At 65.7% G+C, this 18991-nt stretch carries 17 protein-coding genes, 1 tRNA gene and 2 pseudogenes; 13 read left to right on the plus strand and 7 right to left on the minus strand.

Features of this window, described 5'->3' with window-relative positions:
• The first annotated feature begins 36 nt into the window (after nucleotides 1–36).
• The 5 genes from QFZ57_RS10190 to QFZ57_RS10210 all read left to right on the plus strand — a co-directional run bounded on the left by QFZ57_RS10190 (nucleotide 37) and on the right by QFZ57_RS10210 (nucleotide 6842).
• On the plus strand, nucleotides 37–1497 hold the full coding sequence (locus tag QFZ57_RS10190) for an FAD-dependent oxidoreductase (protein ID WP_373461229.1): 1461 nt from the start codon (nucleotides 37–39) through the stop codon (nucleotides 1495–1497).
• Nucleotides 1498–1656: 159 nt separating this feature from the next.
• Complete coding sequence (locus QFZ57_RS10195) at nucleotides 1657–2997, plus strand: helix-turn-helix domain-containing protein (protein WP_306899990.1); 1341 nt, start codon at nucleotides 1657–1659, stop codon at nucleotides 2995–2997.
• A gap of 173 nt (nucleotides 2998–3170) precedes the next feature.
• Nucleotides 3171–4694, plus strand: a complete 1524-nt coding sequence (gene exaC / locus QFZ57_RS10200) for an acetaldehyde dehydrogenase ExaC (protein ID WP_306899992.1) — start codon at nucleotides 3171–3173, stop codon at nucleotides 4692–4694.
• A gap of 3 nt (nucleotides 4695–4697) precedes the next feature.
• A complete protein-coding gene (locus QFZ57_RS10205; protein WP_306630321.1) occupies nucleotides 4698–5105 on the plus strand; it encodes a DUF779 domain-containing protein in 408 nt (135 codons plus the stop codon).
• A 174-nt stretch (nucleotides 5106–5279) separates the two neighbouring features.
• Nucleotides 5280–6842 carry an amino acid permease gene (locus QFZ57_RS10210; RefSeq protein ID WP_306630322.1) on the plus strand — a complete coding sequence of 521 codons (1563 nt, stop codon included), beginning with the start codon at nucleotides 5280–5282 and terminating at the stop codon, nucleotides 6840–6842.
• Between the two features lie 106 nt (nucleotides 6843–6948).
• Here QFZ57_RS10210 and QFZ57_RS10215 read toward each other — a convergent pair.
• From QFZ57_RS10215 to QFZ57_RS10225, 3 genes and pseudogenes are all read right to left on the minus strand, one after another.
• A pseudogene (locus tag QFZ57_RS10215) lies at nucleotides 6949–7573 on the minus strand (DUF2461 domain-containing protein).
• Between the two features lie 138 nt (nucleotides 7574–7711).
• Nucleotides 7712–9193, minus strand: coding sequence for a catalase (locus QFZ57_RS10220; protein ID WP_306630324.1), 1482 nt, complete (start codon nucleotides 9191–9193; stop codon nucleotides 7712–7714).
• Nucleotides 9194–9200: 7 nt separating this feature from the next.
• Nucleotides 9201–9686 carry a Fur family transcriptional regulator gene (locus tag QFZ57_RS10225; protein WP_306899995.1) on the minus strand — a complete coding sequence of 162 codons (486 nt, stop codon included), beginning with the start codon at nucleotides 9684–9686 and terminating at the stop codon, nucleotides 9201–9203.
• 80 nt (nucleotides 9687–9766) lie between these two features.
• Here QFZ57_RS10225 and QFZ57_RS10230 point away from each other — a divergent pair, with 80 nt between their 5' ends.
• Nucleotides 9767–11038, plus strand: a complete 1272-nt coding sequence (locus QFZ57_RS10230) for an MFS transporter (RefSeq protein WP_306899997.1) — start codon at nucleotides 9767–9769, stop codon at nucleotides 11036–11038.
• A gap of 28 nt (nucleotides 11039–11066) precedes the next feature.
• A pseudogene (htpX, locus tag QFZ57_RS10235) lies at nucleotides 11067–11934 on the plus strand (zinc metalloprotease HtpX).
• 159 nt (nucleotides 11935–12093) lie between these two features.
• Here htpX and QFZ57_RS10240 read toward each other — a convergent pair.
• Entirely contained in the window at nucleotides 12094–12585 is a 492-nt protein-coding gene (locus tag QFZ57_RS10240) for a YajQ family cyclic di-GMP-binding protein (protein WP_306630328.1), read from the minus strand.
• A gap of 183 nt (nucleotides 12586–12768) precedes the next feature.
• On the opposite strand from QFZ57_RS10240, the gene QFZ57_RS10245 reads away from it, so the two are divergent.
• The 3 genes from QFZ57_RS10245 to QFZ57_RS10255 all read left to right on the plus strand — a co-directional run bounded on the left by QFZ57_RS10245 (nucleotide 12769) and on the right by QFZ57_RS10255 (nucleotide 13890).
• A complete protein-coding gene (locus QFZ57_RS10245; RefSeq protein WP_306900001.1) occupies nucleotides 12769–13023 on the plus strand; it encodes a hypothetical protein in 255 nt (84 codons plus the stop codon).
• A gap of 167 nt (nucleotides 13024–13190) precedes the next feature.
• Nucleotides 13191–13272: transfer RNA gene (locus QFZ57_RS10250), tRNA-Tyr, on the plus strand.
• 192 nt (nucleotides 13273–13464) lie between these two features.
• Complete coding sequence (locus QFZ57_RS10255) at nucleotides 13465–13890, plus strand: CBS domain-containing protein (RefSeq protein ID WP_306900003.1); 426 nt, start codon at nucleotides 13465–13467, stop codon at nucleotides 13888–13890.
• A gap of 76 nt (nucleotides 13891–13966) precedes the next feature.
• Here the strand turns inward: QFZ57_RS10255 and QFZ57_RS10260 are convergent, their stop codons facing one another.
• The gene (locus QFZ57_RS10260; protein ID WP_306900005.1) at nucleotides 13967–14983 is read right to left on the minus strand and encodes a LysM peptidoglycan-binding domain-containing protein; all 1017 of its coding nucleotides are present in this window, start codon (nucleotides 14981–14983) and stop codon (nucleotides 13967–13969) included.
• Between the two features lie 415 nt (nucleotides 14984–15398).
• Between QFZ57_RS10260 and QFZ57_RS10265 the strand changes: the two genes are divergently transcribed.
• Complete coding sequence (locus tag QFZ57_RS10265) at nucleotides 15399–15953, plus strand: acyl-CoA thioesterase (RefSeq protein ID WP_306900006.1); 555 nt, start codon at nucleotides 15399–15401, stop codon at nucleotides 15951–15953.
• A gap of 94 nt (nucleotides 15954–16047) precedes the next feature.
• On the plus strand, nucleotides 16048–16482 hold the full coding sequence (locus QFZ57_RS10270; protein ID WP_306900008.1) for a thioredoxin family protein: 435 nt from the start codon (nucleotides 16048–16050) through the stop codon (nucleotides 16480–16482).
• 66 nt (nucleotides 16483–16548) lie between these two features.
• On the opposite strand, the gene QFZ57_RS10275 is transcribed toward QFZ57_RS10270, so the two are convergent.
• The gene (locus QFZ57_RS10275) at nucleotides 16549–16827 is read right to left on the minus strand and encodes a putative quinol monooxygenase (protein ID WP_306630334.1); all 279 of its coding nucleotides are present in this window, start codon (nucleotides 16825–16827) and stop codon (nucleotides 16549–16551) included.
• A gap of 104 nt (nucleotides 16828–16931) precedes the next feature.
• On the opposite strand from QFZ57_RS10275, the gene QFZ57_RS10280 reads away from it, so the two are divergent.
• The gene (locus tag QFZ57_RS10280) at nucleotides 16932–18608 is read left to right on the plus strand and encodes an AMP-binding protein (protein WP_306900011.1); all 1677 of its coding nucleotides are present in this window, start codon (nucleotides 16932–16934) and stop codon (nucleotides 18606–18608) included.
• On the opposite strand, the gene QFZ57_RS10285 is transcribed toward QFZ57_RS10280, so the two are convergent.
• Nucleotides 18609–18917, minus strand: coding sequence for a hypothetical protein (locus QFZ57_RS10285; protein WP_306630336.1), 309 nt, complete (start codon nucleotides 18915–18917; stop codon nucleotides 18609–18611). It lies immediately after the preceding gene.
• Nucleotides 18918–18991: the final 74 nt, after the last annotated feature.

The raw sequence follows: 18991 nt of genomic DNA on the forward strand, positions 1-18991 counted from the left end.
CTGTGCGCGGCACCATGCTGCGCACCCTCATGAAACATGAGCAGGACCAGTTCAGAAGGGCTCCCGGTGTCCAATCACAGCGAAACCGCCGCCAACCGTCCCCTCCGCGTCGCCATCGTCGGCGCAGGACCGGCGGGAGTCTATGCTGCGGACATCCTCACCAAGTCCAGCGGGGTCAAGGACGGCGACTTCCAGGTCAGCATCGACCTCTTTGAGGCTTATCCGGCGCCCTACGGACTGATCCGCTACGGGGTGGCCCCGGACCACCCCCGCATCAAGGGCATCGTCAACGCGCTGCACAAGGTCCTGGACCGCGGGGACATCCGGTTCCTGGGCAACGTGACCTACGGCCGGGACCTCACGCTGCACGATTTCCGGGCCTTCTACGACGCTGTCATCTTTTCCACCGGCGCCATCAAGGACGCGGACCTGGACATTCCGGGGATCAACCTGCACGGCTCGTTCGGCGGCGCCGACTTCGTGTCCTGGTACGACGGCCACCCCGATGTCCCCCGGGAGTGGCCGCTCGAAGCCAAGGAAATCGCCGTCATCGGCAACGGGAACGTGGCCCTGGACGTGGCGCGCATGCTGGTCAAGCACCCGGAGGAGCTGCTGAGCACCGAGATTCCGGACAACGTCTACCAGGGACTGAAGTCCTCGCCCGTGACGGACGTGCACGTTTTTGGCCGCCGCGGCCCGGCCCAGGTGAAGTTCACGCCACTGGAGCTGCGCGAGCTCAGCCACATGGATGACGTCGACATCGTCCTGTACCCGGAGGACTTTGAATTCGACGAGGCCTCGGACGAGGCCATCCGCAGCAACAACCAGGTCAAGACGATGGTGAACACCCTCACCAACTGGCTGGTGGAGGAGCATGCGGAGTCAGAGAACCCCTCTTCCCGCAGGCTGCACCTGCACTTCCTGCACAGCCCCGTTGAGGTGCTCGACGACGGCACGGGCAAGGTGGGCGGCATCAAGTTCGAGCGCATGCAGCTGGACGGGACCGGCAACGCCAAGGGCACGGGGGAGTACGTCGAGTACCCCGTCCAGGCCGTTTACCGCGCCATCGGCTACCACGGCTCGGCGCTGGATGAACTGGAGTATGACGCCAAGCGCGGCGTCATCCCCAACGAAGGCGGCCGTGTCCTGGACGCCGAGGGCAACCCGGTGCCGGGCATCTACACCACGGGCTGGATTAAGCGCGGACCGGTGGGACTGATCGGGCACACCAAGGGCGATGCCCTGGAAACCATCGGCTTCCTGCTGGAGGACCGGCCGAACCTCCCGGCGGCTCAAAACCCGGATCCCCAGGCCATCATCAACCTGCTCGAGGAACGCGGCATCGAATACACCACCTGGGAAGGGTGGAACAAGCTTGACGCCCACGAGGCAGGCCTGGGTGCCGCGTGGACCGGACCTGAGGGCCTGGACCACGTGGTGCGTGAACGGATCAAAGTGGTGCCGCGCGAGGACATGATCCGCATCTCCCGCGGCTGAGGAGTTTTTGGACACATACCGCGAGTTGAGGGCCGCCAAAGTCCCCGTATCTGTCCGAAAACTCAAGCCACTGTGGCTGCCGACGCCGAAGTGGATGCGCTGGAGCAACTGGTCCGGCTAGACTGGCCGCTCCAGACGCGTGCAATTCCCGGGAGTTCGATGACGAACCTGCTCCAGCCTGAACCGCTCCAGCGCGCGGCGCTGGCCGGGCATGAGCATTTGGGCGGCACCTCCGGGGGCACCGCCGAGCTGCCCGGCCTGCGCAAACTCATCAAGGAGTCCTGGCAACGGTCCGCACGCTTCAAAGCCAATCCGGACAACGCGGCCGCACCGCTGGCCTTCGACTGGGACGAGCTGGAGGACTACCGGCGGCAGCACCCCCTGGCAGCGATCATGCCGGTCATCGACAAACTCCTGGTCCAGCCCAGCCACGACAGCGGGCTGCTGGTGGCGGTGGGGGACGAGGTGGGCAGGCTCCTGTGGGTCGACGGGGACCCCGCCCTCCAGCGCCGGGCCGAAGGCATGATGTTCGTTCCCGGCGCCGACTGGTCCGAGGCCAGTGTCGGCACCAGCGCGCCGGGCACCGCCCTTGCACTGGGCAGGGGAATCCAGATCGCCGGCGCCGAGCACTACCAGCGCGCGGTGCACCCCTGGAGCTGCACCGCCGTCCCCTTCCACGATCCCGACTCCGGCGCCGTTCTCGGCGTCGTGGACATTACGGGTACGGCCACCGCGGTGGCGCCGCACACGCTGTCGCTGGTGGAGGCAACTGTGGCTGCCGCCCAGGCGCAGCTGCGGGTGGAGCGCCTGCAGCATGCGGCGGAACTCGCCAGGAAGCCCGCACGACGACGGTCCCCGGCTGCCGCCGGCAGGCAGGACCAGGGTGCCAAGGAAGGCAGCCTCTACCGGAACAGCCTGCAGCTGCTGGGCCGGGACCAGGCACTGCTCAGCCTGGGTGGCAGGACTGTTTCCCTCTCCGCCCGGCACAGCGAGATCCTTGCCCTGCTCAGCATGCATCCGGACGGGCTCACTGCGGAGGAACTCAGTTCGCTGCTGTATCCGGGCGAAGGGTCCACCATGACGCTGCGGGCCGAGATGGTCCGCCTGCGCAAAGTCGTCGAGCAGCTCAGCCCCGATGCTGTTCCCGGTTCGCGCCCCTACCGGCTGCCGGTGGATCTGGTGCCGGATACGGGCCAGGTGCTCAGTTGCCTGCAGCGCGGTGCGCACCGGATTGCCCTGGAGATTTACCGGGGCGCGGTGCTTCCGCGTTCCGAAGCGCCGGGCATCGTCGAGCTGAGGAACAGGGTCTCGTCCCTGCTCCGGGAAGCGGTCCTCACGGACGGAAGTGCCGAGTCCCTGCTTAAGTACGCCGCACTTCCCGAGGCAAGTGACGACGTCGGAATCCGCCGTGCCGCGCTCCGCCTCCTGCCGCCGCGCTCACCCAAGCGGGCCGCCGTCGTGGCCGACCTGGAACGACTGGAAGCAGAACTGGGCGCCTGAATTGTTTTTCGGGTTGTGAGGGTGGGTCCACGCCTGCAGGTTCCCTGGCCGAGCTTGCGAGGTTAGGGGGGGCAGGTGGGGCGCAACCTTGCTGCAACCTCCCCGCGCCTACGCTGTCTCCAACGGTGAGCGCCCTTGTGGCCCGCCTACTGCACAGCAAAGGAGCTAAGCACATGACCGTTTATGCACAGCCGGGAACCGACGGGTCGAAGGTCACCTTCAAGGACCGGTATGAAAACTGGATCGGCGGCGAATGGGTGGCCCCCGTGAAGGGGCAGTACTTCGAGAACATCACCCCGGTGACGGGCAAGGCGTTCTGTGAGGTGGCCCGCGGCACGGCGGAGGACATCGAACTGGCCCTGGACGCGGCGCACAAGGCGGCACCGTCCTGGGGCAAGACCTCCGTGGCGGAGCGCGCGGCCATCCTGAACAAGATTGCCGACCGCATTGACGAAAACCTTGAGATGCTTGCCGTTGCCGAAACCTGGGACAACGGCAAGCCGGTCCGCGAAACCCTCAACGCGGACCTGCCGCTGGCCTCGGACCACTTCCGCTACTTCGCCTCGGCCGTCCGGGCCCAGGAGGGCAGCCTCTCCCAGCTGGACGACAACACCACCGCGTACCACTTCCATGAGCCGCTCGGCGTGGTGGGCCAGATCATCCCCTGGAACTTCCCCATCCTGATGGCCGTCTGGAAGCTCGCCCCCGCCCTCGCCGCCGGAAACACCGTGGTGCTCAAACCGGCGGAACAGACGCCAAGCTCCATCCTGGTCCTGATGGAACTCATTGGGGACCTGCTCCCTGCCGGTGTCCTGAACGTGGTCAACGGATTCGGCGTGGAGGCTGGCAAGCCGCTGGCGTCCAGTTCCCGGATCCGGAAGATCGCCTTCACCGGCGAGACCACCACCGGCCGGCTGATCAGCCAGTACGCGAGCCAGAACCTCATTCCCGTCACCCTGGAACTGGGCGGCAAGAGCCCCAACATCTTCTTCAACGATGTTGCCCAGGAGAACGACGCGTTCTACGACAAGGCCCAGGAGGGCTTCGCGCTGTTCGCCTTCAACCAGGGTGAAGTCTGCACCTGCCCCTCGCGGGCGCTCGTCCAGGAGGACATCTACGAGTCCTTCATGGCGGACGCCGTGGCCCGGGTGGAAAAGATGATCCAGGGCAACCCGCTGGACACCGAAACCCAGGTAGGTGCGCAGGCCTCGAACGACCAGCTGGAGAAGATCCTGTCCTACATCGACATCGGAAAGCAGGAGGGCGCCAAGATCCTCACGGGCGGTGCCCGCGCCGAACTTCCGGGCGACCTGGCCGGCGGCTTCTACGTCCAGCCCACCGTGTTCGAGGGCCACAACCGGATGCGGATCTTCCAGGAGGAGATCTTCGGCCCTGTGGTGGCGGTGACGAAGTTCAGTGACTACAACGACGCCATGGGTATCGCCAACGACACCCTCTATGGGCTGGGCGCGGGTGTCTGGTCGCGCAACGGCAACGTGGCTTACCGGGCAGGCAGGGAGATCCAGGCCGGCCGGGTCTGGGTCAACAACTACCACGCCTACCCGGCGGGTGCGGCCTTCGGCGGGTACAAGTCATCCGGCATCGGCCGTGAAAACCACGCCATGATGCTGGACCACTACCAGCAGACCAAGAACCTGCTGGTCAGCTACGACGAAAACAAGCTGGGCTTCTTCTAGGCCATGGCTTCCACCAGGCTCGATGCCGCCGTGACGCTCCCCGGGGAAGACTTTTCCCGGGTGGCGCTCGCGCCGGCCGCCGTGGACCTGCTGCGGATGCTGTGGGACCGGCATGGCCCGCTCATGTTCCACCAGTCCGGCGGCTGCTGCGACGGGTCCTCTCCCATGTGCTACCCGGCAGGGGAATTCATTACCGGGGAGTCGGACGTCCTGCTGGGGCTGTTCGACCTCTCCGACGGGCTGCAGCCGCTGCCGCTGGAGTTCTGGATGTCCCGGGAGCAGTTCAACTACTGGAGCCACACCCACCTGACCGTTGACGTTGTGCCGGGCCGGGGGAGCGGCTTTTCGGTGGAAGCGCCGGAAGGCAAGCGCTTCCTGATCCGGTCTGCGCTGATGGACTGGCCAGGCTGAGAAGTTCGGTCCACAACCACCCGGGGCTCTCCATGCGGAGGGCCCCGGGTGCGTTAACGGAAGAATATTCGGCGTACGGGCCGTCTCACTATTCGGGACGATTGGGGCCGTCCAGTGGATGGACACTATCGTTGATAGGTCTGTTTCCCTCGCAAACCAGGATTGTGACCCCTTATGAATCTTCTGCGGACAAAATCCATCGAGCAGTCGATTGCCGACGCCGATGAGCCCGGACGCAAGCTTAAGCGTTCCCTCAGCACCTGGGACCTCATGATCATGGGCGTCGCCGTTGCTGTCGGCGCCGGTATCTTCTCGGTGGGCGCCAAGGCCGCTGCCAACTTCGCGGGCCCCGCCGTTACCGCCTCCTTCGCGATCGCCGCAGTCACCTGCGCGCTGGCCATCATGTGCTACGCCGAGTTCGCCACCGCCATTCCCGTGGCCGGCTCGGCCTATGTTTTCACCTACGCGACGATGGGCGAACTCCTTGCCTGGATCATCGGCTGGAACCTGATCCTGGAACTGTTCACGGCCGCCGCCGTGATCGCCAAGTACTGGGGCATCTACCTCAGCAAGGTGTTTGCCCTCACCGGCCTTGACATTCCGCCGGCCATCTCGCTGGGCGGCGTTGACCTTTACTGGGGCGCCTTCCTGATCGTGGCCATCTTCACCGTGCTGCTGGTGCTGGGCACCAAGCTGTCCGCCCGCGTGGGCAACATCTTCACCCTGATCAAGATCGCCGTGGTCCTGTTCGTGATCGTGGTGGGCTTCACCTACGTGAAGTTCGAGAACTACACCCCCTTCGTTCCCGCCTCCGAGCCCACGGCCGGCACCGGCGCTGCGGATGTCCTGAAGCAGTCGTTCTTCGGCTTCCTGACCGGTGCTGCCCCCGCCCAGTACGGCACCATGGGCATCTTCGCCGGTGCGGCCCTGGTGTTCTTCGCGTTCATCGGTTTCGACGTGGTGGCCACCTCCGCCGAGGAAGTCAAGAACCCGCAGAAGACCCTGCCCCGCGGCATCTTTGGCGGCCTGGCCCTGGTGACGCTGCTCTACATCCTCGTTTCCCTGGCCCTGACCGGCATGGTGTCCTACACCCAGCTGGCCGAAGCCAAGAGCCCTACCCTCACCACCGCCTTCGAAGCAGTGGGTGACACGTCCGCCGCCAAGGTCATCGCCTTCGGTTCCCTGGTGGGACTCACCACCGTGATCATGGTGCTCCTCATGGGCCTGTCCCGCGTGGTCCTGGCCATGAGCCGCGACGGCCTGCTGCCCCGGTCGCTGTCCAAGACCAGCGAGAAACGTTCGACGCCGGTGCGCCTCCAGGTCATCTGCGGCGCCGCGGTTGCCCTGGTGGCAGGCCTCACCAACGTGGACCTGCTCGAGGAAATGATCAACATCGGCACGCTTTCCGCGTTCGTGGTGGTCAGCCTGGGCATCCTGGTGCTCCGCAGGAAGCGCCCGGACCTGAAGCCCGCCTTCCGCGTCCCGTTCGGCAAGGTGCTGCCGGTCGTCTCCGCAGTGCTCTGCCTGTACCTGATGACCAACCTTGCCGTGGAGACCTGGATCTTCTTTGCCTTCTGGCTGGTCATCGGCCTGGCGATCTACTTTGCCTACGGGCAGCGGCATTCGCGGCTCAATGAGCGCTTCGCTGAAGCCAGCGCCTCCGTCAATGGCACCCTTGCCGCCGGTTCAAGTGCAGCCACCCAGCATGATGACGAGGACGAGCTGAGCCGGACCTGACGGCCCGCCGCTCCAGCTGTTGAACTGCCCGTCCGGCCTGTGCCGGGCGGGCAGACCCGTTTCCGGGACAGATGCGCGAAGCAGCCGCCAGTGCAGGAGTGTAATGTCAGGGCGCCGCGTAACGGCCCACCCACTCAACCAGCGGACGCAGCTGCCGCAACCGCGTCCCGGGCTGCCGCCGAGGCCACCCAGTCCGGCGTGCCCAGTTCCATACCGGCGGACAGCGTCTTGTGCTTGAGGAGATCACCGCGCGGGTGGTCCGTGTTGAAACCGCGGGGAACGGTCTTGAGCTTTTCACCGTCAAAGCTGAAGCCCGCCGCGGCAATGGAATCCACGATCTCCTGTAGCGCGGCACCGCTCGCCGAGGCGTCGACGGCCGACCGGAACCTGGCCAGCTGAGCCGGCGTATGGGAGCGGTACCCGCCTCCCACCAGCAGCCCGTCCGCGCTGACCTGCAGGTAGTAGCCCACGCCTTCCTGACGGGTGGCGAAGGCGCCCTGCGCGGTTTTGTAGGGGGACTTGTCCTGCGCGAAACGGATGTCGCGATAGGGGCGGAAGAGCCTGGCCGGGCCGAACTCCGGTTCAAGTTCGGCCAGGAGTTGCGTCAGTGGTTCCTTGACCGCTGCATCGTAGGTGTCCTTGTGCCCGAGCCACCACTCGCGGTTGTTGTTGTCTTCCAGCTCCGCGTAGAACCTGAAGGCTTCCGGGGGAATGCCTGAAAATGTGTCCATGACCGGAGCCTAGGGCGGCGGCGGGTTGTGGAACAGGGGAAACGAAGTGTATGTGCATAACGCAGAACACCCCGCCCGTGGCAGGCACGGGCGGGGTGTTTCTTTATGGGTGTCTCCGGGCGGAGGCGGAAGAAGGCATTAGCCGATCTTGTTGGCTGCCTCTGCGTCGGAAAGCGCCGCCACGCCAAGGTTGGCGCGCAGCTTGGCGCCCAGTTCGGCGTCAACGTTGGTCCAGTACTGGATGGCACGTTCCTTGATGCCGGGGCTCTTCACGCCGCCCACGGCACCGGTGATGGTCTCCAGGAAGCGGGCCTTCGCCGCTTCGTCGTAGACCTCGCGGTACAGCGTGCCGGCCTGGATGAAGTCGCTGTCCTCGGCGTGGAGGGAGTGCGCGGCAAGGGTCAGCCCGCCGTCGTTCTCCCAGCCGCCGGCCGGGTTCTGCGGCTCAACTGCAGCCGGACCGCCCACCGAGTTCGGTGCGTAGACCGGAACCGAGGGGGCGTTGAACAGGTAGCGTCCCTGGCCGTCCTGGCTGTAGTTGTTGACCTGGTTCTTGGGCTGGTTCACCGGGATCTGGGCGTGGTTGGTGCCAACGCGGTAGCGGTGTGCGTCGGCGTAGGAGAAGATGCGGGCCTGCAGCATCTTGTCCGGCGAGGCGGCAATGCCCGGAACGAAGTTCGACGGCGCGAAGGTGGCCTGCTCGATCTGCCCGAAGTAGTTCTCCGGGTTCCGGTTCAGCTCCATGGTGCCCACCTTGATCAGCGGGTAGTCAGCGTGCGGCCAGACCTTGGTCAGGTCGAACGGGTTGAAGCGGTAGGTTTTGGCGTCCTCGTAAGGCATGACCTGGACGTGCAGGTCCCAGGACGGGAAGTTGCCGGCCGCGATGTTCTCGGACAGGTCGCGGATGTAGAAGTCCGCGTCGGAGCCGGCGAGCTGCTCGGCCTGCTCGGAGCTCATGGAGTTCACGCCCTGGTTGGACTTGAAGTGGTACTTGACCCAGAAGCGCTCGCCCTCGGCGTTGATCCACTGGTAGGTGTGCGAGCCGTAGCCCTGCATTTCACGCCAGGAGGCGGGCAGGCCGCGGTCGCCCATCAGCCAGGTGACCTGGTGCGCGGACTCGGGGGACAGGGTCCAGAAGTCCCACTGCATGTCGGCGTCGCGCAGGTGGGTTCCCGGCAGGCGCTTCTGTGAGTGGATGAAGTCCGGGAACTTGATGCCGTCGCGGATGAAGAACACCGGGGTGTTGTTGCCCACGAGGTCGTAGTTGCCCTCGGTGGTGTAGAACTTCACGGCGAAACCGCGGGGGTCGCGCCAGGTGTCCGGGGAGCCGTTCTCGCCCGCCACCGAGGAGAAGCGGATCAGCATTTCGGTCTCGACGCCGGGCTGCAGGAACGCGGCCTTGGTGTACTTGGAGATGTCCTCGGTGGTCTTGAACGTGCCGAATGCACCGCCGCCCTTGGCGTGCACTACGCGCTCCGGAACCCGCTCGCGGTTGAACTGGGCGAGCTTTTCAATGAGGTAGTGGTCGGTCAGGATGATGGCACCATCGGCACCAACTGACTTCGAGTGTGCGTCGGATGTAACCGGCGCACCTGACTGGGTTGTGGAAACGGCAGTCATTGTTCTCCTATTTCTCTTTTTCTTGCAAGGGACTATGGGAAGGAAGTTGCTGGGCCTGCTGGCAGTCCTGGCAGATGCCCTGGTACATGACGTCCGCGATCTGGATGGTCATGGGCTTGGCGTCCGGGTTCCAGTGGGGTGTGAGGCAGGGGGCGTGGCCGACGGCGCAGTCAACGTCCTCCACGCGGCCGCAGCTGATGCAGATGGCGTGGTGGTGGTTGTCGCCCACGCGCGTTTCATACAGGGCGGGGGAGTGCGGCGGCTCGAAGCGGCGCAGCATGTGCAGGTCCGTCAGGTCGCCGAGGACAACGTAAACGGACTGGGCCGTCAGTTCCGGCAGCTCCGCACGGGCGGCGGCAAGGATACTTTCGGCAGCGGAATGCGGGTGGCGTTCGACGGCGGCCAGCACGGCCAGCCGCTGCTTGGTCACCCTGCGGCCGTGGGCGCGCAGGGCTGCAGCCCACGCTTCCTGGCCCTCAAAGTGCTCCGTCATGGCACCATTGAAACACTTATTTTGATGAACTCACAATAAGGCGCGGCTTACCTCATCGTGTCGGCCGCTAGTGTTACGGGGTGGGGAAAATACTTGCCGATGTCACGCCACTCAAGGAAAGCCCCGCATTCCGCCGGCTGTGGCTCGGATCGGCAGTGTCCGCCGTCGGCAGCCAGCTCACCCTGGTGGCCGTGAGCCTCGAGGTGTACCGCCTGACCCAGGACAGCTTCTACGTGGGACTGTTGGGCATCTTCGCGCTGGTCCCCCTGGTGGTGGGCGGCCTGATGGGAGGCTCCATCGCCGACGCCCACGACCGCAGGCGCATTGCCCTGCTGGCCACCACCGTGCTGTGGCTGACCACCGGCCTGATCGCACTGCAGGCCTGGGTTCAGCTGGGGAACGTTTGGGTGCTGTACCTGCTGGTGGCGCTGCAAAGCGGGGCCCAGGCCATCAACCAGCCGGCCCGCAGCGCCATCATTCCCATGCTCATCCGCAAAGAACTCCTGCCGGCCGCCAACGCCCTGAGCATGCTGTCATTCGGCCTTGCCATGACCGCCGGGCCGCTGCTGGCCGGGCTCCTGGTTGCCTGGCTTGGCTTTGGCTGGACCTACACCATCGACTTCGTGAGCTTTGCCTTCGTCCTGTGGGCTGTCTACCGGCTTCCACCCATGGCACCCACCGGGGGCCATAGCAAGGCGGGGATCCGCTCCGTCATCGAGGGGTTCAGGTTCCTTGGCACGCGGCCCAACCTCCGCATGACCTTCATCATCGACCTCGTGGCCATGATCCTTGCCCAGCCGCGGGCGCTGCTGCCCGCCGTCGCAGCCCTCATGATCGGCGGCGGCGAGGCAACGGTCGGCATCCTGCTGGCCTGCACCGCCGTCGGGGCTTTCCTGGCCGGCCTGTTCTCCGGGCCGCTGGGAAGCGTGCACCGCCAGGGGACCGCCGTCGTCGTTTCCGTGATGGGCTGGGGCGCATCCATCGGGGCGTTCGGGCTGGTGGTGCTGCTGGCCGGCCCCGCGCCGGACGGGGCGGTGACCCTGTGGCTCCTGCCCGCGGCTTTCTGCTGCGCCCTGGCCGGCATCGCCGACTCCGTCAGCAGCGTCTTCCGCAACACCATCCTGCAGGCAGCCGCGCCTGACCACCTCCGCGGGCGCCTGCAGGGCGTGTTCATCGTGGTGGTGGCCGGCGGCCCCCGAATCGGCGACCTGCTGGCGGGCGGCGCGACTAGGATTCTGAATGAGGGCTGGGTCCTGCTGTTTGGCGGTGCGCTGTGCATCGCGGGGGTATGGCTGGCGGCGAAACTGCAGCCGGGCTTCCGGAAGTACGATGCGCGGAACCCGGTTCCCTAGCAAGCCGTTTCTTTAGCGAGGAGGAAGCGTGCACAAACATCACAACGGCCTGAAGACTGCGGCACTGTTCGGGGTGCTGTGGGCGGTGCTGCTGGGCCTTGGCGGGCTCATCGGGGTGGGGACGCGCAGCTCGGCGCCCATCTGGATCATGGCCCTCATTGGCGTCGGGACCACGTTCTACGGCTACTGGAACAGCGACAAGATCGCCATCCGGTCCATGCAGGCCGTCCCGGTGTCCGAGGCCCAGGCGCCGCAGCTCTACCAGATCGTCCGCGAGCTTTCGATCCGTGCCAACCAGCCGATGCCGCGCATCTATGTGTCGCCCACCATGAACCCCAATGCGTTCGCCACCGGCCGCAACCCCCGGAATGCCGCGGTTTGCTGCACCGAAGGCATCCTGCAGCTGCTGGACGCGCGCGAGCTCCGCGGCGTCCTGGGGCACGAACTCATGCACGTCTATAACCGCGACATCCTCACCTCATCCGTGGCCGCCGCCGTCGCCGGTGTCATCACCTCGGTGGGGCAGATCGCTGCTGTTCTTCGGCGGCGGTGACCGGCGCAACGCCAACCCGCTGGCCATGATCGCAATGGCCCTGCTAGCGCCGTTCGCGGCGTCGCTGATCCAAATGGCCATCTCCCGCACCAGGGAGTACGACGCCGACGAGGACGGTTCGCAGCTCACCGGCGATCCGCTGGCACTCGCCTCAGCCCTGGCCAAGATCGAGCGCGGCGTCAGTATTGCGCCGTTACCGCAGGACCAGCGGCTGGTCAACGCCTCGCACCTGATGATCGCCAACCCGTTCCGCGGCGGTGCGATGAACAAGCTCTTCGCCACCCACCCGCCCATGCGCGACCGGATCGCCCGGCTGGAGCGGATGGCGGGCCGGCAGCCGTAGCACGGGGCCGCGTCCTGGGTTCCGTCGTGGAAGGTTCCCGTGCCCGACGCGCAAATTCGCCCGCGCCGCACAAAAAGGTTGGCGCACGTGATATGTCCGGTGCGCCGGCCTGGATGCGTGGCGTGAAACTCTTTGCGCGTCGAAAACGACGGCGGGGGACTAGCTGCGGAAATTCACAAACTGCAGGTCGGCCTCGTCGAAGTCCTTCAGCAGCGCCATGGTGGCCTGCAGGTCATCGCGGGACTTGGACGTAACGCGCAGTTCGTCACCCTGGATCTGGGACTTGACCGACTTGGGGGCCTCGTCGCGGATCAGCTTGTTGATCTTCTTGGCCAGGTCCTGGGCAATGCCCTCCTTGATGGACGCTTCCAGGCGGAACTCCTTGCCGGACGGGTAGGGCTCGCCGGTATCCAGCGATTTCAACGAAATCCCGCGGCGGATCAGCTTGGACTGCAGTACGTCCAGGACGGCCAGGACGCGTTCCTCGGAGTTGGCCTTCATGAGGATCTTTTCTCCACTGAAGTCCACCTCGGCGCCGACGCCCTTGAAGTCGTAGCGCTGGGCGAGTTCCTTCTGGGCCTGGTTGAGCGCGTTGGCCACTTCCTGCTTGTCCACTTTGCTTACGACGTCGAACGTTGACTCGCCTGCCATGACTCTCCTTTGTTGATGGGAACCCTGTGGGACAGGGCCGGGATCACTGGCATCCAGCCTAGTACGGATGCCCCGGCTGGTGGGGGCGCTGGATTCACAGTTCCCTCTCAGCGGACGTACCGGTGGAATGAAGGGGATCTGGCCAGAGTTGGAGCAGTTGTACTGCAGTTCGAAGGGAACACCATGCACCGCAAAGCCGCCCGTTACGTCACCCGGACCACAACCGCAGCAGCGGGGGCGGTGGCCACGGCGGCGACGTCGGTGGCGGCCGCAGCGGTGGCTGCCTCCATCATCTTCAGTCCCGTGGCGGATGCCTCTTCCCGGATGGACGGCGTGCGCGCGGACCTCCAGCGGGCTGTGCAGTTGAACCAGATCACCCAGGAGCAGGCGCTGAGCTTCGAGGCCAAGCTGGCCGGGCGCATCATGGGGGAGGCATGAACACGCGGTTTTACTGCCCGGTTTCGGGGCTTCCGGGGCAGCGCAGGGCCCGATTCGATTCTTCGGCGGAAGTTCTGTAAAGTTGTCTTGCCCGCGGTTACTGAAGCGGAACGGACCGGAAACGGACGCTCCGAACACTGCATCAGCGGGTACTTCTTTTGAAGTTCGGCAGATTACCCGAGCGGCCAAAGGGGGCTGACTGTAAATCAGCTGGCAACGCCTACGGGGGTTCGAATCCCTCATCTGCCACCCAAGGAAAAGCCTCCGGAACCATCAAGGTTCCGGAGGCTTTTTCGTGTCTCCAGGCAGGTTCAGAGGTCGCCTGCAAACGGGGCCAAACCGCCGTCGACACCCTGTTGGTGCGGGCGTAGTCTGGCAGCATCGGCGCACTCGCCCCCGATGCCCGGCGTCGATATTTCCATCGATGAAGGAGAATTCCCAATGAGTGCTGTACGTGAATTCATGACCACTGATGCGCGATGTATCCGTGAAAACGAGTCCCTTGTGGATGCAGCCCGGATGATGATGGACCTGGACTGCGGAGCTCTTCCGATCTGCGGGGATGACGGCAAGTTGAAGGGGATGATCACCGACCGCGACATTGTGCTCAAGTGTGTTGCCGCCGGCCGTGACCCGGGTCAGATGATGGCCCGCGCCCTCGCCTCCGGCAAGCCGTACTGCGTTGATGCCGACGCCAACGTTGATGCAGCCATCGACATGATGGAGAAGCACCAGGTCCGCAGGCTCCCGGTGATCTCAGACCACAAGCTGGTGGGCATCATCAGCCAGGGCGACATTGCGCGCAACTACTCCGAGCAGCGCGTCGGCGAACTGGTGGAACACATCTCCGGGCGCCACGCGATGTAGGTCCACTGGCGCGTCATGGCCTTGTCCGCGGATCCAACCCTTCAAGGTTCGGACCCGCGGACAAGCTTTGGAGAATTCAGTTCAGTGCGATCAGGAGCATGGTGCTGGTGCCCGGAATGCAGGTCTGCAGGATCGCCCGGGGGAAGCCGCCGAAGACCGCAACCACGTCGTTGGTGGTGCCGGGATTGGGGACCGTCCCGCGGCCCGTCACCGTGTAGGTTCCGTAGCCCGGGATGCTCACCGTCTCACCCACGCCTATTCCGGAGAACCTGGCCCACCCGCCGCAGAAATCGTGTTCGGTGATGAACAGCGAATAGCCGTCGTTGGGGGTGAAGTGGATGGGGCCGATGCAGGCGTCCACCATGGACTGGCCGCCGGAGCCTGCGACATAAATGGTCCGGATTGCAGGTGCCGCAGGCACGGCCGCGGGAGCCGGCGCAGGTGCCGGTGCGGCGGCGGGAGCCGGTGCCGCAGCGGGGGCAGGGGCTGGTGCGGCAGCCGGAGCAGGCGCCGCTACGGCGATGGCCGGGCCGGTCAGCAGGAGCGTCTGGCCCGGGTAGATGATGCTGTAGGCATTGAGTCCGTTGGCCGCGAGCATGGCAATCATGTCCACGCCGTGCCCCGCGGCAATCGCACCCACGGTGTCACCCGGCACCACGGTGTAGAGGTTGGGGTCACCTGCCGGGGCCGGTTCAAGGGCCGGCGTTGGTGCTGGGGCCGGCGCCGGGTCGGCCGGGGCCGGAGCGGGTTCGGGCGGCGCCGGCGCTGCCTCGGCCGCCGCCCCGGGCGCAGGCACGGCATCCGCGCCGCCCTGCACGCCGGAACCGGCGGCTGCTGACTCGGCCGCGGTGCTTTGCGACGGCGGTGCGGCGGCCTCTGCAACCTGGGCCGCCGCCGTCGTGCCTCCGCTGAGGAAAGCGGGCGGTGCTGCCATGGCGCCCACGCCTACCGCGGCCACAACGGCCGCCGTGGCCATGCCGGCCCATAACTTGTTGCTGATGACCGGGCGGCCGGTGTTGAGATCCGTCCGGGGTTCGTCGGTGGCGAAGCTTCTGCTCGTGCCGTCGGGGGAGGTTGGTTCTTTCTGCTTCATGGGTAGCCCATCCGGGGGACGGTCCGGCCAGGCGGTGCTGTGGAAGGCACGCCAGGTCACCGGACGGATCGAGATGTGGTTGCGCCTCCGGCGCCGGCAACTGCCGGCGCCGCAGGCGGCACAGGTTGGAGGAATCCGCATACCCAGAAAATGCGGAGCTCCGCGTGAAGGCGGGCATCCCCGGAAGCTACCCGGGGGACCTGCCAGTGCATGTTTGGTCCTAGGAATCCCGAGTCTAGGAATCCCGCCCGGGCCGGGGCACCAGTAGGAATTACCCGAGTTTTCGGGGCCGGTACCCGGCCGCGGCAGCCCGGCTACTCAAGCAGGGCGGGTCGACTACTTGCCTTGGGGCCGGCCCTTAACGCGTCCGGCTCTCCCGCAGCTGCAAGATGTTACTGGCGGGTAACATTAGGGCATGCACCTGCTCCTGAGAACCCTCCTCATGCTCTTCCGCTCCGCCCGCCGTCCGCCGCTGGCCGTGTGGGAGCCGTCATCCCTGCCGCTGCGCGTCCTGCCCACGGACATTGACATTGCGATGCACGTCAACAACGGCATGTACCTGTCCCTGATGGACCTGGGCCGGTTCGACCTGATGGTCCGCAGCGGTGTCTGGAAGCGGATGCGCCGCCGCGGCTGGACCCCTGTGGTGTCGGCGGAGACCATCTCCTTCCGGAAGTCGCTGCAGTTGTGGCAGGAATACACCATCGAGACCCGCATCATCGGGCTGGACACCAAGGCGATCTTCTTCGAGCAGCGCATGGTGGCCGACGGCGAGATATACGCGCGTGCCTACATCGCCACCCGGCTGGTCACCAAGGCCGGCCCGGTCAGCCAGGAGGACATCGTCGCGGAATTCAGCGCCCCGCCGGCAGACCTGGTGCTCCCCGAATGGATCCACGAGTGGCGCGCCTCCAGTGCCCTCCCCGGCAGCCGCACAGAGGCCCCGCACCTGTGGGATGCCAGCCACTGAACCCGCCTTCCGCCGGCGTATGTCCGCCTATTCCCGATGACGCGGGGAGCGAACAGGCGCGACAGCCGCCGCCGGAGGCGCGTAGCGTGGACACATGGCTACCGTTGACATCACAGGTGAACAGTTCGCATCCACGATCGAAGGCAACGACATTGTCCTGGTCGATTTCTGGGCAGAATGGTGCGGCCCCTGCAAGCAGTTCGGCCCCACGTACTCGGCCGTCTCGGAGAAGCACCCCGACGTCGTCTTCACCAAGGTGGACACCGAAGCTGAGCAGCAGCTGGCAGCGGAGGCAGGCATCACCTCCATCCCCACGCTGATGGCCTTCCGCGAAAAGGTGCTGGTGTTCTCACAGCCCGGAGCGCTGAACGCACAGCAGCTGGAACAGGTGGTGGACGCCGTGAAGGCGCTGGACATGGAAGAGGTCCATGCCCATGTGGCCCGCCAGCGGGAGGAAGCAGCCGCGGCGGCCGGCAAACCCGCCGCCCAGAGCGGTCCGCAGGACGGCACGCAGATCCCCGACTTCTAAGACTCATCAAATGAAAAATGCGGGACCTCCGGTGGGAGGTCCCGCATTTTTTGCGTTAAGGCTGCGTCAGACGCGTTCCAGCTTGACCGGTTCGGCCAGCAGTGCGCTCAGGGATTCGTTCAGGTCCTGCACGGCGGTGCCCTTGGAGTGCTTGTCCAGGTCCTCCTCGGATGCCCACTGTTCGGTCAGGACCAGCTTCTCCTCCGTGGCTTCGGTCAGCTCATAGCGGATGCAGCCTTGCTCGTTCACCACCTCATCGATCGCGATTTCCAGGGCCAGCTTGACGCGGAAGAACTCGCCTTCGTTGGGGATGAACGTTGCTTTCAGATCAATGGGTGCACTCATGGATTTCACAATACCGGGCGCCGCAGGGCCGCCCCGTTGTGTTGCGGCCGTTTCCCCGCCCCGTCTTCCTTCTCCTCCCGTGATCCTGTTGGTAGCGTGCCATCATGCGTGCTTATACAGCCGGGGACACTGACGTCCCGCTCCTGGAGGAAACCATTGGTGCGAACTTCGAGCGCGTGGCCGCGCAGTTTCCGCTCCATGACGCCCTGATCGAGGCCGCTCCGGTGCCCGGGGCTGATGCGCGCCGCTGGAGCTATACCAAAATGAACGACGACGTCGACCGGCTGGCGCGTGCGCTCCTCGCCTTGGGCATCAGCAAGGGGGAGCGGGTGGGCATCTGGAGCCCCAACTGCGCCGAGTGGACGCTGCTGCAGTACGCCACCGCCAAAGCGGGCGCCATCCTGGTCAACGTCAACCCCGCGTACCGCAGCCACGAACTCGAATTCGTGGTCAAGCAAAACGGCATGCGCACGCTGCTTGCGGCGCCCTCGGACAACAACAGCGACTACGTGGCCATGGCACGCCAGGCACTGCTTACCTGCCCGGACCTTCAGGAGCTCGTCTTCCTCCCGGACCACGGCCTGGACGGCTTGGAAGCCGGCAGCCCGCAAAGCCATGCGGAACTTACCTACGCCGAACTGCTCACCCGGGCGGACGGCGTCGGGCATTCCGTCCTGAAGGCCCGGATGGCCGAGCTTCACCCGCACGATCCCATCAACCTGCAGTACACCTCCGGCACCACGGGATTCCCCAAGGGAGCCACGCTCACGCACCACAACATCCTGAACAACGGCTACGCGATCGGGGAGCTGCTGGGCTACACCGAACGGGACCGGGTGGTCATCCCCGTGCCCTTCTACCACTGCTTCGGGATGGTGATCGGCAACCTCAACGCGCTCAGCCATGGTGCCGCCACCATTATCCCGGGCCGCGGCTTCTCGCCGGCCGCCGCGCTGGAGGCTGTGCAGGACTTCGCCGGGACCTCCCTGTACGGCGTCCCCACCATGTTCATCGCCGAGCTCGCGCTGCCCGACTTCGGCTCCTACGACCTGTCAACGCTCCGCACGGGGGTGATGGCAGGGTCGCTGTGCCCGATCGAGGTGATGAACCGGGTGATTTCGGAGATGAACATGGTGGACGTGGCCATCTGCTACGGCATGACCGAAACCTCGCCCGTGTCCACCATGACGCGCAAGGGGGACACGCTCCAGCAGCGCACCGGGACCGTGGGCACGACCATGCCGCAGCTGGAGAGCCGGATCGTGGACCCGGTCACCGGGGAGGAACTGGAGCGCGGGCAGATCGGTGAGCTCTGCACCCGTGGCTATGCCGTGATGGCTGGGTACTGGAACCAGCCGGACAAGACCGCCGAAGCAATCGATGCCGACGGGTGGATGCACACCGGCGACCTGGCCCGGATGGACGACGACGGATACGTGGTGGTGGAAGGCCGGATCAAGGACATGGTGGTCCGGGGCGGGGAGAACATCTACCCGCGCGAGATCGAGGAGTTCCTCTACACCCATCCCGACATCCAGGACGTGCAGGTGATCGGCGTTCCGGATCCCAGGTACGGAGAGGAGCTGATGGCCTGCATCATCCTCAAGCCGGGTGCCGGGACCTTGGACGCCGACTCACTAGCCGAGTTTTGCCGGGGGCGGCTGGCCCACTACAAGATCCCCCGCTACGTGGAGGTCCGCGAAAGCTTCCCCATGACGGTCTCGGGGAAGATCCGCAAGGTCCAGATGCGGGAGGAAGCGGTGGCCCGGCTGGGACTCTGACTATCCGGGCTGCGCCACCAGGTCGAACAGGACTTCGCCGTCGCAGATTGAGGTGATCCTGATGGTGTAGCCGTTCATTGCCGCTTCGGAGCCCAGCTCAAGATCATTGAAATAGACCGGAGTGGGGTCCGGGGCGTCGGCAGCCAGCGACAGGTTGGCAGTTGCAGGGGTGGCAGAGGCTCTGGTGCCAGCAAGCCCCACCGTCGGTGTGAACTCAACGCCCTGGCCGGAGTCGGGAAGCAGCGGCCAGGACCCGGGTATGGAGGGGACCACCCGGTAAGCGCCTGATCCAGTGCAGCTGGCAGTCATAGTGGGCTCCTTTGTGGGAACGAGCGGCGGATCGGTGGATGGACCGGGCGCGCAGGCGCCTGTGCCCAGTGCCA

Origin of the sequence: Arthrobacter sp. B1I2 (assembly GCF_030816485.1) — a bacterium.
Taxonomy (GTDB): Bacteria; Actinomycetota; Actinomycetes; order Actinomycetales; family Micrococcaceae; genus Arthrobacter.